This is a genomic window from Pseudomonas sp. LBUM1641 (assembly GCF_059716235.1).
Genome location: NZ_CP166815.1, coordinates 12,049 through 25,690, shown reverse-complemented (window position 1 = coordinate 25,690; position 13,642 = coordinate 12,049). Strand labels below are relative to the sequence as shown.

The window sequence follows — 13,642 nt, the reverse complement described above, 5'->3', positions numbered from 1 at the left end:
TGCAGATGGCCAAACGTATCCAGTTCCGTGCCCATGGCGGCCCCGAAGTACTTGAGTATGTGGACTACACCCCGGCAGAACCCGGCCCGCAGCAGGTTCGCGTGCAGAACAAGGCCATTGGCCTGAACTTCATCGACACCTATTTCCGCAGCGGCCTGTATGCGCCACCGGCCTTGCCGTCGGGCCTGGGCGCGGAAGGCGCTGGCGTGGTTGATGCGGTGGGCAGCGAAGTCACTCAGTTCAAGGTCGGTGATCGCGTGGCCTACGGCAGCGGCCCGCTGGGTGCCTACAGCGAATTGCATGTGTTGCCGGCTGCCAACCTGGTGCACCTGCCAGACGACATCAGCTTCGAACAGGCCGCTGGCGCGATGCTCAAGGGCCTGACCGTGCAGTACCTGCTGCGTCAGACCTATGAGTTGAAGGGCGGCGAAACCATCCTGTTCCACGCCGCTGCCGGTGGTGTGGGCTCGCTGGCGTGCCAATGGGCCAAAGCCTTGGGCGTGAAGCTGATCGGTACCGTCAGTTCGCCGGAAAAGGCAGCGCTGGCAAAATCCCTCGGTGCCTGGGAAACCATCGACTACAGCAAGGAAAACGTCGCACAGCGCGTGCTGGAACTGACTGACGGCAAGAAATGCCCGGTGGTGTACGACGGCGTAGGCAAGGACACTTGGCTTACCTCGCTGGACAGCGTGGCACCCCGCGGGTTGGTGGTGAGTTTTGGGAATGCGTCGGGCGCTGTGGATGGGGTTAACCTGGGGATTCTGGCGGCCAAGGGCTCGCTGTATGTCACCCGGCCGACTTTGGCGACCTATGCCAACAACCCGGAAAATCTACAGGCGATGGCGGATGATCTGTTTTCGATGATCATCAGTGGCAAGTTGCAGATTGATATTAACCAGCGGTTTTCGTTGGGGGATGCGGCGAAGGCGCAAATTGAGTTGTCGGCGCGGCGGACGACTGGGTCGACCATTCTGTTGCCATAGGGCGTTGGATTTTCAGCGGCTTTGAGGGCCTCTTCGCGAGCAAGTCGAATCGTCGCACCGCCGCTCCCACATTTGTCCACGTTCCAAAAATTGGACTCGGTCAAATGTGGGAGCGGCGGTGCGACGATTCGACTTGCTCGCGAATGAAGGCGACTCGGTCTCAGGAAGGCCGCACAACCTCGCCCGTCGCCAGATCCCGAATCAAACTCGGGTTCTTGCGCCCCCCCAGATTCCCGCCCAACACCAGATCCACCTGCCCACGGAAATACTGCTCCACACGAATCCGCGTGCGCGCCGCCGGGCGGCCCTGTGGGTTGGCCGAGGTGGAAATCAGCGGCCCGACCAGCGAGCACAGATCCCGCACTTGCGGATGATCAGTCACCCGTAGCGCCACCGTGTCATGCACACCGGTGATCCACTCGGGCAACAAATCCTGATGGGGCACCAGCCACGTATTGGGACCCGGCCAGGTACTGGCCATGCGGTCCATCCACTCATCAGGAAAGTCTTCGAAGAGAAAATCGAACTGACGGATATTGTCAGCAATCAGGATCAGCCCCTTATCCACAGACCGGCCCTTGATCGCCAGCAACCGATCCACGGCCTCTTCGTTCCAAGGGTCACAGCCCAGGCCCCAGACCGCCTCGGTTGGATAGGCAATCACCGCGCCTGCGCGAATTTCTCGTGCGGCTTCTCGCACACGCCACCTGTTGACCATTGCTCACTCTCCGGACTAAAGCTCTGCGCAGTTTACCGATCTTCGTTACAAAACCTAGCCGCGCGCAAACCAGCGCCCACTTTCGCAGATTACCCGGCCTTCCAGCTCGAGTTCCGTCAGGCTGGCCAGCACCTCGGACAAGGCCCTTCCGCTGGCAATCGCCAAGGCTTCGCTGGTGTGGGGCGCCGCGTGCAACAGCGCCACCAGCGGGTGAGTGACTGCAATCGGCGCCGGGCGGGAAAGTGCCTGCCAGCCGCGCAGGTTTTCGAGGATGTGTTCAATGGTTTCCACCAGCACCGCCCCATCGCGGATCAGTTGATGGCAGCCTTTGGCCCCGGGGTGATGGATCGAGCCGGGGATGGCGTATACCTCGCGCCCTTGCTCCGCCGCCAGGCGTGCGGTGATCAGCGAACCGCTGGCCATGCTGGCTTCCACTACCAGCACTCCAAGGGACAGGCCGCTGATTATGCGGTTACGCCGCGGGAAGTTACCGGCCTGGGGCGGGGCGTCCAACGGAAACTCGGAAACCACGGCGCTGCCTTGGGCAATCATCGCTTCGGCCAGGCGTCGGTGGCGCTGTGGATAAAAGTTTTCGAGCCCGGTGCCCAGCACGCCGATTGTATGTCCACCAACATCCAACGCCGCCTGGTGAGCAGCGCCATCGATACCCAGGGCAAGGCCGCTGGTGATGACAAAACCGGCACTGGCCAGGCTGCGGGAAAACGCGGCGGCGGTGTCCATTCCTGGCCTGGAGGCACGACGGCTACCGACCATCGCCAGTTGCGGTTTTTCCAGAATCGCCGGGTTGCCGGCGACGAATAATAGCGGGGGTGCGTCATCCAATTCTGCCAGCAGCGCCGGGTAGTCGGGCTGGTCCCACATCAGCAAATGCTGGACCGGACACTCCAGCCAGGCCAGTGCCGCACTGGCACCATCACGTACTTCCTCACTGCGCGGGGCGTCGGCGCTGGCCACCTTGAGTCCCAGTGAACGCCAGGCACTCGCCGGTGCGCTGATGGCTTTTGACGCAGAACCAAACGCCTCGATGAGCTTTTGAAAACCTTTGGGACCCAGTTCCGGCAGCCTGTGCAAGCGTAGTCGGGCTTCCAGCTCTGCCGGGGAAATTTCGCGGTTATTCGTCGGTAACATTTGATCGTCCTTGATCGGAACAAGCTGTGGATAACTCTGTTGGTAACTTATTTAGCAACCTAATTATTGCCTTCAATCAGGCACCTCAAAACGGTCCATTACCGCGAGGGATCGGGACGCGCTGAGCACCAGGCCGTAACTGAGCTTTTCGTAGGTGCGAAACACCACCAGCGTTCCGGCTGGCTCGTCAGGCATCTTCACCGGCGCGCCGGTCACTCTGTCCCGAATGGTTTCACCGGCTTTCACCACCGCCAGCAAATGACCTTCCATCAGCCCGTCACGGCGGCCCTTGTTCAACGTCACCGCATCCAGCACACCGATCTGCGTCACGCCCCGGGGTATGTCGATGATGTGCCCGGCAATGGCGCGGGCAGGCCACTGAACCACCAGGCTGGCCAGGTCCGTGGGTGCTTGCTGGCCGAGCAACCGGTCCCCGGGACGCACCTCCTGGGTCACCCGCTGCACACCCAATGTGCTGACGTCGCCCGCTGTCACAAAACGTGCGGTGCCTATGTCGTCGGCGTTGATGCCCAGCAATTCCTGGCTATCGGGGTCGGTATAAGCCTGGCCCCGGCGGAAAATCCCGTAACTTTGGACGGCAGGGTCCAGGGGCCCACGCGCATAAACACGTTCGCCATTGGCGCCCAATACTCGGCCGGCATCTGCTGCAACAATATAGGGAGCGTGGTCCAGTTCCTGGGGCGTATCGAGAATGCGGTTGTGCAGTAAAAAGCGCTGGATGGCTTGCTGCGTATGAAGCGGCAGCGGTTGACCCGCCTGTGGAAAGCTCGCGGGAACCTGGCCAACAACGGCCTGGGCCCACAGCAGCAAGACGAGTAGCGATTTCCTCATGGGGTGAATCTCCTTTATTATGTGCATTCGCGTGAAACGCCTTGGCCTTCGCGGCTCTCGGACGTTCTCCCACGGCACTTACACCGGTACAGCAGGGGTCCATCCCCGGCGCCGACTTGCCTTTACCTCACATGTGCAGCAATTACGCTTATGGCTATTTTGAACATCCTCGAATTTCCGGACTCACGCCTGCGCACCATTGCCAAGCCAGTGGCCGTAGTGGACGCCAAGGTTCGTCAGTTGGTCGATGACATGTTTGAAACAATGTATGAAGCCCCGGGTATCGGCCTCGCCGCGACTCAGGTCGACGTGCATCAGCGCGTCGTGGTCATGGACCTGTCCGAAGACCGCAGCGAGCCCTTGGTGTTTATCAACCCTGAGTTCGAAACCCTGACCGACGAGATGGGCCAGTATCAGGAAGGCTGCCTGTCGGTACCCGACTTCTACGAGAACGTCGACCGTCCCCAGCGCGTCAAGATCAAGGCCCTGGACCGTGACGGCAAGCCGTTCGAGATGATTGCCGAAGGCCTGCTGGCGGTGTGCATCCAACACGAATGCGACCACCTCAACGGCAAGCTGTTTGTCGATTACCTGTCCACGCTTAAACGCGACCGGATCAAGAAGAAGCTGGAAAAGAAGCATCGCCAGCAAGCTTGATTCCCTTCTTTCAAAGGCTTGCTCCGGCAAGCCTTTTTCTTTTGTGAGACGTTTCCCATGACCGAGCCACTGCGCATCGTTTTTGCCGGCACCCCCGAATTCGCCGCCGAACACCTCAAGGCCCTGCTCGCCAGCCCGTATGAAATCGTGGCGGTCTACACCCAGCCCGATCGCCCGGCCGGTCGTGGGCAAAAGCTGATGCCGAGTCCGGTCAAGCAGCTTGCACTTGAGCACAACATTGTCGTGCTGCAGCCGCCAACCCTGCGCAACGCCGATGCCCAAGCCGAACTGGCTGAGCTGAAGCCGGACCTGCTGGTGGTGGTGGCTTATGGTTTGATCCTGCCGCAGGCCGTGCTGGATATACCGCGCCTGGGCTGCATCAACAGCCACGCCTCGCTGCTGCCTCGCTGGCGTGGCGCGGCACCGATACAGCGTGCCGTTGAAGCCGGTGATGCCGAAAGCGGTGTGACCGTAATGCGCATGGAAGCAGGCCTGGACACCGGCCCGATGCTGCTGAAAGTCACCACCCCGATCACTGGTCAAGACACGGGCGGCAGCCTGCACGATCGCCTCGCCGAAATGGGCCCGCCGGCGGTAGTCCAGGCCATCGCCGGCCTCGCCGCCGGCACCCTGCAAGGCGAAGTGCAGGACGACAGCCTCGCCACCTACGCCCACAAGTTGAACAAGGACGAAGCCCGCATCGACTGGAGCCGCCCGGCCGTTGAGCTGGAGCGCCTGGTGCGCGCCTTCAACCCTTGGCCAATCTGCCACAGCACCCTCAATGGCGAAGCCTTGAAAGTACTGGCCGCCACCCTGGCCGAAGGCAAGGGCGCCCCCGGCGAGATCATCGGCGCCAGCAAAGACGGCCTGTTGGTAGCGTGCGGCGAACAGGCGCTGTGCCTGACCCGTCTGCAATTGCCCGGCGGCAAGGCGCTGAACTTCAGCGATTTGTTCAACAGCCGTCGTGAGAAATTTGCCGTCGGCATCGTCCTCGGCCAAGCGGTAGACACCCAATGAACCCACGTCTGGCAGCCGCCAAGGCCCTGGCCGCCGTACTCAACGGCAAGGCTTCCCTCAACAGTTCGTTGCCGACCCAGCTGGATAAAGTCGAAGACCGCGATCGCGGCTTCACCCAGGACCTGGCTTTCGGCACCGCCCGCTGGCAGCCGCGGTTGTCGGCGCTGGCGGCCAAGCTGCTGCAAAAGCCGTTCAAGGCCGCAGATGCCGATGTCGAGGCGCTGTTGCTGGTGGGCCTCTATCAACTGCTCTATACCCGCGTGCCGGCCCACGCCGCCATCGGCGAAACCGTCGGTTGCGCCGACAAACTGAAAAAGCCCTGGGCCAAGGCATTGCTCAACGCCGTGCTACGCCGCGCCCAGCGCGAAAGCGAAGCGCTGCTGGCCGAACTGGAACATGACCCGGTGGTGCGTACCGCCCACCCGCGCTGGCTGCAAAAATCCCTGAAGGCATTCTGGCCCGAGCAATGGGAAGCCATCTGCGCCGCTAACAACGCGCACCCGCCGATGATCCTGCGGGTCAATCGCCGTCATCACACTCGCGATGCGTATCTCGCGCTGCTTGGCGAAGCCGGCGTAGCAGCCACGGCCTGTGTCTACAGCCAGGACGGCATCGTTCTTACAGAACCGGGCGATGTCCGTAACCTGCCCGGGTTCGCCGAAGGCTGGATCAGCGTGCAGGACGAAGCCGCACAACTGGCCGCCGACCTGCTGGACCTGGCGCCTGGCCAACGCGTGCTGGACGCCTGCTGCGCTCCCGGCGGCAAAACCTGCCACATCATGGAAGTGCAAGCGGACCTGGCCGGCGTCGTCGCCGTCGACCTGGAAGCCAAGCGCCTGGTGCGCGTGCGGGAAAACCTCGCGCGCCTGGGCCTGAGCGCCGAACTGATCGCCGCCGATGGCCGCGACACTGCCACCTGGTGGGACGGCAAGCCCTTCCAGCGCATCCTGCTGGACGCGCCGTGTTCCGCCACCGGCGTGATCCGCCGCCACCCGGACATCAAGCTGACCCGCCAACCCGACGACATCGCCGCCCTGGCCGTGCTGCAAGGTGAATTGCTGGACGCGTTGTGGCCGACCCTCGAAGTCGGCGGCATCCTGCTATACGCCACCTGCTCAACGCTGCCCACCGAAAACACCGAAGTCATCGAAGCCTTCCTGGCCCGCACCAGCGGCGTACGAGAACTGGACCTCGACATCCAGGCCGGGATCAAGCAGCCTCATGGCCGCCAGTTGCTGGCCCAGGAAGGCGGCCACGACGGGTTCTATTACGCCAAGCTGATCAAGATTGCCGCCGCTCGCGGCTGAATGGTTTTAAGGGAGTGACCGGATGAAAATCATCATCCTCGGCGCAGGGCAGGTCGGCGGTACGCTGGCCGAGCATTTGGCCAGCGAAGCCAACGACATCACCGTGGTCGACACCGACGCGGAGCGCCTGCGGGATTTGGGCGACCGTCTGGATATCCGTACCGTACAAGGCCGTGCCTCGTTTCCTACGGTGCTGCGCCAGGCCGGTGCCGACGATGCCGACATGCTGGTGGCAGTCACCAACAGTGACGAGACCAACATGGTCGCCTGCCAGGTGGCCCACACCCTGTTCCACACCCCGACCAAAATCGCTCGGGTGCGTGAGGCCGCGTACCTGACGCGCGCGGGACTGTTCGACAATGACGCGATCCCGGTGGACGTGCTGATCAGCCCGGAACAGGTGGTGACCCACTACATCAAGCGCCTGATCGAACACCCGGGCGCCTTGCAGGTAATCGACTTTGCCGAAGGCAAGGCGCAACTGGTGGCGGTCAAGGCGTACTACGGCGGGCCGTTGGTGGGCCAGCAACTGCGCCAGCTGCGCGAGCACATGCCCAACGTCGAGACGCGGGTGGCGGCAATCTTCCGTCGCGACCGGCCGATCCTGCCGCAGGGCGATACGGTGATCGAAGCCGACGACGAAGTATTTTTCATCGCGGCCAAGGCGAATATTCGCGCGGTGATGAGCGAAATGCGCCGGCTGGATGAGACCTACAAACGCATCGTCATCGCCGGCGGCGGGCAGATCGGCGAGCGCCTGGCCGAGGCCATCGAAAGCCGCTATCAGGTGAAGATCATCGAGATGAATCCGGCACGCTGCCGGTACTTGTCCGACACCCTCGACAGCACCGTGGTCCTGCAAGGCAGCGCCTCGGACCGTGACCTGCTGCTGGAAGAAAACATCGCCGACGCCGACATTTTCCTGGCCCTGACCAACGATGATGAAGCCAACATCATGTCGTCGTTGCTGGCCAAGCGGCTGGGGGCGAAGAAGGTGATGACCATCATCAACAATCCGGCCTATGTCGACCTGATCCAGGGTGGCGATATCGACATCGCCATCAGCCCGCAACTGGCAACCATCGGTACCTTGCTGGCCCACGTGCGGCGCGGCGATATCGTCAGCGTGCATTCATTGCGCCGGGGCGCGGCGGAAGCCATCGAGGCGATTGCCCACGGCGACTCGAAGTCGAGCAAGGTGATTGGCAAGGCGATCCGCGATATCGGCCTGCCACCGGGTACTACCATTGGCGCAATCATTCGCGATGAAGAAGTGATCATCGCCCACGACGACACGGTGATCGCCACCGGCGACCATGTGATTCTGTTCCTTGTGGATAAAAAACATATCCGCGATGTGGAGAAGCTGTTCCACGTGGGCCTGAGCTTTTTCTGATCAATCGTAGTGACCGACATGCTCGAATCCCTGGAAAAAATGCTCGCCAAGGGTATGGATAACTCACTGCTGCGGTTTGGGTTGGGCAAGGGTTATCTGGACCTGAAGGACAACGCCAAGGCGGCGGAGCATTTGCAGAAATGCGTCGAGTTCGATCCGAAGTATTCGGCGGCTTGGAAGCTGTTGGGCAAGGCGCAATTGGGGCAGGGTGATAGTGCTGCGGCGCGGTTGGCGTGGGAGCAGGGGATTACAGCGGCCCAGGCCCATGGCGACAAGCAAGCCGAAAAAGAAATGACCGTATTCCTGAAGAAACTCGATAAACACCTGTAGGAGCGAGCTTGCTCGCGAAAAACCCGAGAGCGCCGCGTCAAATCAGAAAGACCGCATAATCGTTAACGACCTTCGCGAGCAAGCTCGCTCCTACAGGAAGCGGGTCAATACCACCGCGCCTCACCCGGCGGGCGTTTCTTGAAGCGCTTCATGCTCCACATGTACTGGCTTGGGTAAGCGGCCACATACCGCTCCACCACCTTGCTCATCGCCGCACACGAAGTCGCAGTGTCCGTGCTGTACATGTCTTCCGGTGCCGCTTCCAGGATCACTTTGTAGCCCGAGCCATCCGGCAGCCGCAGGGCATGCAGGAACACCCCGACCGCCTTGTGCCCCGCCAACATGTTCGGTACGAACTTGCTGGTCAGCGCCTGGGTGGCGAAGAACGGCACAAAAATCCCGGCGGATTCCGCCGGTTCCGGGTCGGCAGGAATGCCCACCTGGCCACCTTTACGCACCTCCTTGATCACACTGAGGATGCCTTCCTTGGTGGACGCCGCCACACGATTGCCCAGTTGCACCCGCTGTTTGCGCAGCAAGTCATCCACCGCCTTGAGCTTCGGCGGACGGTAGAAAATGATCGGTTTGCACTGGCTGCAATAGAAGTGGTTCAACACTTCCCAGTTGCCCAGGTGGCTGGTGATACCCACCACGCCTTTACCCGAGGCCAGGGCTTCGTGCAGCACTTCCAGGCCTTCGACTTCACGCACCAGGTCAATGGAGCGCTGGGCCGGCCAGATCCAGGCGCAAGCGCTTTCGGTCAGGGACTTGCCGATATCCTTGAGGCTCTGGCCCACCAAGCGCTCGCGCTCGGCCGGGTCCATGTTGGGGAAGCATTTGGACAGGTTGATCCGCACCGTCTCGCGGGAGCGGTTGGGGGTTTTCCACATGATCCAGCCAATTGCCGAACCGACCGCTTGCACCGCGCGCCAAGGCAGCAGGGCAAACAACCGAAGAGCGCCTACCAGCAAGGCGCCTTTAAACTTTTCCACAGGTCACTCCTGATCGTTTGTGGTGCGCAAAGCCGCCATTCTAACCGGCGTTGGCCAAGTCCGCGTAACGGTCGCAGTCCTGGGTGTGGTCCATGACCATGCCCGAGGCCTGCATGAACGCGTAGCAGATGGTCGGTCCGACGAACGTGAAGCCGGCTTTTTTCAGGGCTTTGCTCATGGCTTCCGCTTCAGGCGTAATCGCCGGAACCTGGCTGCGATCCTTGAAATGATTGACCTTGGGCACGCCGCCAACAAACGACCAGAGCAACCCCACAGGATCCTCCAGCGTCAGCCAGGCGGCGGCATTGCGCCGGGTGGCATTGAGTTTCAGGCGGTTACGCACGATGCCCGGATCGAGCATCAGCGCTTCAATCTCGGCATCGCTCAGTTGCGCCAAACGCTGTGCATCAAATCCAAACAAGACCTTTCGATAGTGCTCGCGTTTGCGTAAAACGGTGATCCAGGACAGGCCCGCCTGGAACCCTTCGAGCAAAAGCAACTCGAACAGTCCCTGCGCATCGCGCAGCGGCGTTCCCCACTCCTGATCGTGATAAGCCATGTACAGCGGATCTTCAGAACACCAAAAGCAGCGTGGCATAAGGCTCCAGGGGATGGTGGCGCGGCCGAATCGGGTATACTCCCGCTCTTTAAATCGCAGCCCAAGTAACAGGTGAATTTCGTGAGCCAGCCTACGCCAGCCGTGCGTACCTTCCAAGACTTGATCCTCGCCCTCCAGCAATACTGGGCCGAGCAAGGTTGTGTGGTACTTCAGCCCTACGATATGGAAGTAGGCGCCGGCACTTTCCACACCGCTACCTTCCTGCGGGCCATCGGCCCGGAAACCTGGAACGCCGCTTATGTGCAGCCCAGTCGTCGCCCGACTGACGGCCGCTACGGCGAAAACCCGAACCGCCTGCAGCATTACTACCAGTTCCAGGTGGTTCTGAAGCCGAACCCGGACAACTTCCAGGAGCTGTACCTGGGCTCGCTGAAACATGTCGGCCTGGACCCGCTGGTCCACGACATCCGTTTCGTCGAAGACAACTGGGAATCGCCAACCCTCGGCGCCTGGGGCCTGGGCTGGGAAGTCTGGCTCAACGGCATGGAAGTGACGCAGTTCACTTACTTCCAGCAAGCCGGTGGCATCGAGTGCTACCCGGTGACCGGCGAGATCACCTACGGTCTCGAGCGTCTGGCCATGTACCTGCAAGGCGTGGACTCGGTCTACGACCTGGTATGGGCTGACGGCCCGTTCGGCAAGGTCACCTACGGCGATGTGTTCCACCAGAACGAAGTGGAGCAGTCGACCTACAACTTCGAACACGCCAACGTCGAGAAACTGTTCGAGCTGTTCGACTTCTATGAAAGCGAAGCCAAGCGCCTGATCGAACTGGATCAGCCGCTGCCGTTGCCAAGCTATGAAATGGTGCTGAAGGCATCCCACACCTTCAACCTGCTGGATGCTCGCCGTGCCATCTCGGTCACCGCGCGCCAGCAATACATCCTGCGTGTACGCACCCTGGCGCGTTCCGTCGCCCAAGCCTACCTGCTGGCTCGGGCCAAACTGGGCTTCCCGATGGCAACCCCGGACCTGCGTGATGAAGTGTTGGCTAAGCTGGAGGCTGCACAATGAGTGCTCAAGATTTCCTGGTTGAACTGGGCACCGAAGAGCTGCCACCCAAGGCACTCAACACGCTGGCCGATGCGTTTCTGGCCGGTATCGAAAAAGGCCTGCAAACCGCTGGCCTGAAGTTCGCCGCGAAGAAGGTCTACGCCGCGCCGCGTCGCCTGGCGGTGTTGCTCACCGCGCTGGAAACCCAGCAGCCGGACCGCAGCATCAACCTCGACGGCCCGCCACGCCAGGCCGCCTTCGATGCTGAAGGCAACCCGACTCAAGCCGCCCTTGGTTTTGCCAAGAAGTGTGGCGTCGAGCTGAGCGAGATCGACCAGAGCGGCCCGAAACTGCGTTTCAGCCAGGTCATCACCGGTAAGCCGACTGCCAGCCTGTTGCCGACCATCGTTGAAGATTCCCTGAACGACCTGCCGATCCCGAAGCGCATGCGCTGGGGTGCCCGCAAGGAAGAGTTCGTGCGTCCAACCCAATGGCTGGTGATGCTGCTCGGTGACGACGTCGTCGACTGCACCATCCTCGCCCAGAAGGCCGGCCGTGATTCCCGTGGTCACCGCTTCCACCATCCTGAAGCCGTGCGCATCACCTCGCCGGCCAACTACGCCACTGACCTGCGTGCCGCCTACGTGCTGGCCGATGCCAATGAGCGTCGCGAGCTGATCAGCAAACGCACTGAAGAACTGGCCCGCCTGCAGGAAGGCACCGCCATCGTGCCGCCAAGCCTGCTGGACGAAGTGACCGCTTTGGTTGAGTGGCCAGTGCCGCTGGTGTGCTCGTTCGAAGAACGTTTCCTCGACGTGCCGCAGGAAGCGCTGATCACCACCATGCAGGACAACCAGAAGTATTTCTGCCTGCTGGACGTCGACGGCAAGTTGCTGCCGCGGTTCATCACCGTGGCCAACATCGAAAGCAAGGACCCGCAGCAGATCATCGCCGGTAACGAGAAAGTCGTTCGCCCGCGCCTGACCGACGCCGAGTTCTTCTTCAAGCAAGACAAAAAGCAGAAGCTCGAAGACTTCAACCTGCGCCTGCAGAACGTGGTGTTCCAGGAAAAACTCGGCAGCGTCTACGACAAGGCCGTGCGCGTCTCCAAGCTGGCGGCCTACATCGCGCCACGCATTGGTGGCGATGCTGCCTGGGCGGCGCGTGCCGGCCTGCTGTCCAAGTGCGACCTGGCCACCGAGATGGTCGGCGAGTTCCCGGAAATGCAAGGTGTTGCCGGTTACTACTACGCCCTCAATGATGGCGAACCGGAAGACGTCGCCCTGGCGCTGAACGAGCAGTACATGCCGCGCGGTGCTGGCGCCGAGCTCCCAACCACCCTCACCGGTGCGGCCGTAGCCATCGCTGACAAGCTGGATACCCTCGTCGGTATCTTCGGTATCGGCATGTTGCCTACCGGCAGCAAAGACCCGTATGCCCTGCGCCGTGCGGCCCTGGGTGTGCTGCGGATCCTGATCGACAAGAAGCTCGACCTCGACCTGACACAGGCCGTGGTATTCGCTGTCGGCCAGTTTGGTGCCAAGGTCAAGCAAGCGGGCCTGGCCGAGCAAGTGCTGGAGTTCGTGTTCGATCGTCTGCGTGCGCGTTACGAAGACGAAGGCGTTGACGTTTCGGTGTACCTGTCGGTACGTGCCCTGCAACCGGGTTCGGCGCTGGACTTCGACCAACGTGTACAAGCCGTTCAGGCCTTCCGCAAATTGCCGGAAGCCGGTGCCCTGGCCGCTGTGAACAAGCGTGTATCGAACCTGCTGAGCAAGGCCGACAACCTCGGCAATGCCGAAGTCGACCCGGGCCTGTTTGCCGATGCCAAGGAGTTCTCGCTGAACTCGGCCATCGCCAAGGCAGAAAACGCAGTGAAGCCGCTGATCGCCGAACGCAACTACGCCGAAGCACTGGCGCGCCTGGCCACCTTGCGTGAGCCGGTGGATGCGTTCTTTGAAGCGGTGATGATCAATGCCGAAGACGCGGGCGTACGGAAAAACCGCTACGCCATGCTGGCGCGTCTGCGTGGTTTGTTCGTCAACATTGCTGACATTTCGACCCTGAGCTGATCATGTTGAAACTGCTGATTCTCGACCGGGACGGAGTGATCAATTACGACTCCGACGCTTACATCAAATCGGTGGCGGAATGGATTCCACTGCCCGGCTCGATCGAGGCCATCGCGCAGTTGAGCAAAGCGGGCTGGACGGTGGCCATCGCCACCAACCAGTCCGGCATCGCCCGCGGCTACTACGACATCGCCACCCTCGACGCCATGCACGCGCGCCTGCGCATGCTGGTGGCCGAGCAGGGCGGTGAAGTAGGGCTGGTGGTGTATTGCCCACATGGCCCGGATGAAGGTTGCGATTGCCGCAAGCCCAAACCGGGTATGCTTAAAACTATTGCTGAACATTACAACGTGCCATTGGCTGGGCTTTGGTTTGTCGGGGATAGCCTCGGTGACCTGGAAGCCGCCAAGGCCGTCGACTCTCAGCCAGTTTTGGTAAAAACCGGGAAAGGCGAAAAGACCCAGGCTAAAACCCTGCCGGTAGGCACCTTGATTTTTGACGATCTGGCGGCGGTTGCCGCAGAACTTATCAACAACTAGCAGCACTTCTCGACTTCC

General features: G+C 61.4%; 14 protein-coding genes. 9 read left to right on the top strand and 5 right to left on the bottom strand.

The features are described from left to right. Positions 1-5: 5 nt before the first annotated feature. On the top strand, positions 6-983 hold the full coding sequence (locus ACA046_RS00115; RefSeq protein WP_076013283.1) for an NADPH:quinone reductase: 978 nt from the start codon (positions 6-8) through the stop codon (positions 981-983). 160 nt (positions 984-1,143) lie between these two features. On the opposite strand, the gene tsaC is transcribed toward ACA046_RS00115, so the two are convergent. The 3 genes from tsaC to ACA046_RS00100 all read right to left on the bottom strand — a co-directional run bounded on the left by tsaC (position 1,144) and on the right by ACA046_RS00100 (position 3,702). Beyond that, entirely contained in the window at positions 1,144-1,701 is a 558-nt protein-coding gene (gene tsaC, locus ACA046_RS00110; RefSeq protein ID WP_003213622.1) for an L-threonylcarbamoyladenylate synthase type 1 TsaC, read from the bottom strand. A 54-nt stretch (positions 1,702-1,755) separates the two neighbouring features. Next, positions 1,756-2,850, bottom strand: coding sequence for a DNA-processing protein DprA (gene dprA / locus ACA046_RS00105; protein WP_497675661.1), 1,095 nt, complete (start codon positions 2,848-2,850; stop codon positions 1,756-1,758). A 72-nt stretch (positions 2,851-2,922) separates the two neighbouring features. Next, positions 2,923-3,702 (bottom strand): peptidoglycan-binding protein, encoded by a 780-nt coding sequence (locus tag ACA046_RS00100; protein ID WP_167664618.1) that lies wholly within the window; start codon positions 3,700-3,702, stop codon positions 2,923-2,925. A 150-nt stretch (positions 3,703-3,852) separates the two neighbouring features. On the opposite strand from ACA046_RS00100, the gene def reads away from it, so the two are divergent. The 5 genes from def to ACA046_RS00075 are packed head-to-tail and all read left to right on the top strand — an operon-like array spanning position 3,853 to position 8,409. Then, positions 3,853-4,359: a peptide deformylase gene (gene def / locus ACA046_RS00095; protein ID WP_003213617.1), complete on the top strand. Its 507-nt coding sequence runs from the start codon at positions 3,853-3,855 to the stop codon at positions 4,357-4,359. A gap of 57 nt (positions 4,360-4,416) precedes the next feature. Beyond that, positions 4,417-5,376 (top strand): methionyl-tRNA formyltransferase, encoded by a 960-nt coding sequence (gene fmt / locus ACA046_RS00090; RefSeq protein ID WP_497675660.1) that lies wholly within the window; start codon positions 4,417-4,419, stop codon positions 5,374-5,376. After that, on the top strand, positions 5,373-6,683 hold the full coding sequence (gene rsmB, locus ACA046_RS00085) for a 16S rRNA (cytosine(967)-C(5))-methyltransferase RsmB (RefSeq protein WP_497675659.1): 1,311 nt from the start codon (positions 5,373-5,375) through the stop codon (positions 6,681-6,683). Before fmt ends, rsmB begins: the two co-directional genes overlap by 4 nt. Positions 6,684-6,705: 22 nt before the next feature. Beyond that, positions 6,706-8,079, top strand: coding sequence for a Trk system potassium transporter TrkA (gene trkA / locus ACA046_RS00080; RefSeq protein WP_003213611.1), 1,374 nt, complete (start codon positions 6,706-6,708; stop codon positions 8,077-8,079). A gap of 18 nt (positions 8,080-8,097) precedes the next feature. Further along, entirely contained in the window at positions 8,098-8,409 is a 312-nt protein-coding gene (locus ACA046_RS00075) for a tetratricopeptide repeat protein (RefSeq protein WP_497675658.1), read from the top strand. Between the two features lie 104 nt (positions 8,410-8,513). On the opposite strand, the gene ACA046_RS00070 is transcribed toward ACA046_RS00075, so the two are convergent. Then, positions 8,514-9,401 (bottom strand): lysophospholipid acyltransferase, encoded by an 888-nt coding sequence (locus ACA046_RS00070; protein ID WP_459024955.1) that lies wholly within the window; start codon positions 9,399-9,401, stop codon positions 8,514-8,516. A gap of 40 nt (positions 9,402-9,441) precedes the next feature. After that, on the bottom strand, positions 9,442-9,999 hold the full coding sequence (locus tag ACA046_RS00065) for a DNA-3-methyladenine glycosylase I (RefSeq protein ID WP_076013276.1): 558 nt from the start codon (positions 9,997-9,999) through the stop codon (positions 9,442-9,444). Positions 10,000-10,080: 81 nt separating this feature from the next. Here ACA046_RS00065 and glyQ point away from each other — a divergent pair, with 81 nt between their 5' ends. The 3 genes from glyQ to gmhB are packed head-to-tail and all read left to right on the top strand — an operon-like array spanning position 10,081 to position 13,624. Continuing rightward, on the top strand, positions 10,081-11,034 hold the full coding sequence (glyQ, locus tag ACA046_RS00060; RefSeq protein ID WP_003213601.1) for a glycine--tRNA ligase subunit alpha: 954 nt from the start codon (positions 10,081-10,083) through the stop codon (positions 11,032-11,034). Further along, the gene (gene glyS / locus ACA046_RS00055; RefSeq protein WP_459024952.1) at positions 11,031-13,085 is read left to right on the top strand and encodes a glycine--tRNA ligase subunit beta; all 2,055 of its coding nucleotides are present in this window, start codon (positions 11,031-11,033) and stop codon (positions 13,083-13,085) included. Before glyQ ends, glyS begins: the two co-directional genes overlap by 4 nt. Beyond that, positions 13,085-13,624, top strand: a complete 540-nt coding sequence (gene gmhB, locus ACA046_RS00050) for a D-glycero-beta-D-manno-heptose 1,7-bisphosphate 7-phosphatase (protein WP_173860314.1) — start codon at positions 13,085-13,087, stop codon at positions 13,622-13,624. The genes glyS and gmhB overlap by 1 nt, the downstream gene beginning before the upstream one ends. Positions 13,625-13,642: the final 18 nt, after the last annotated feature.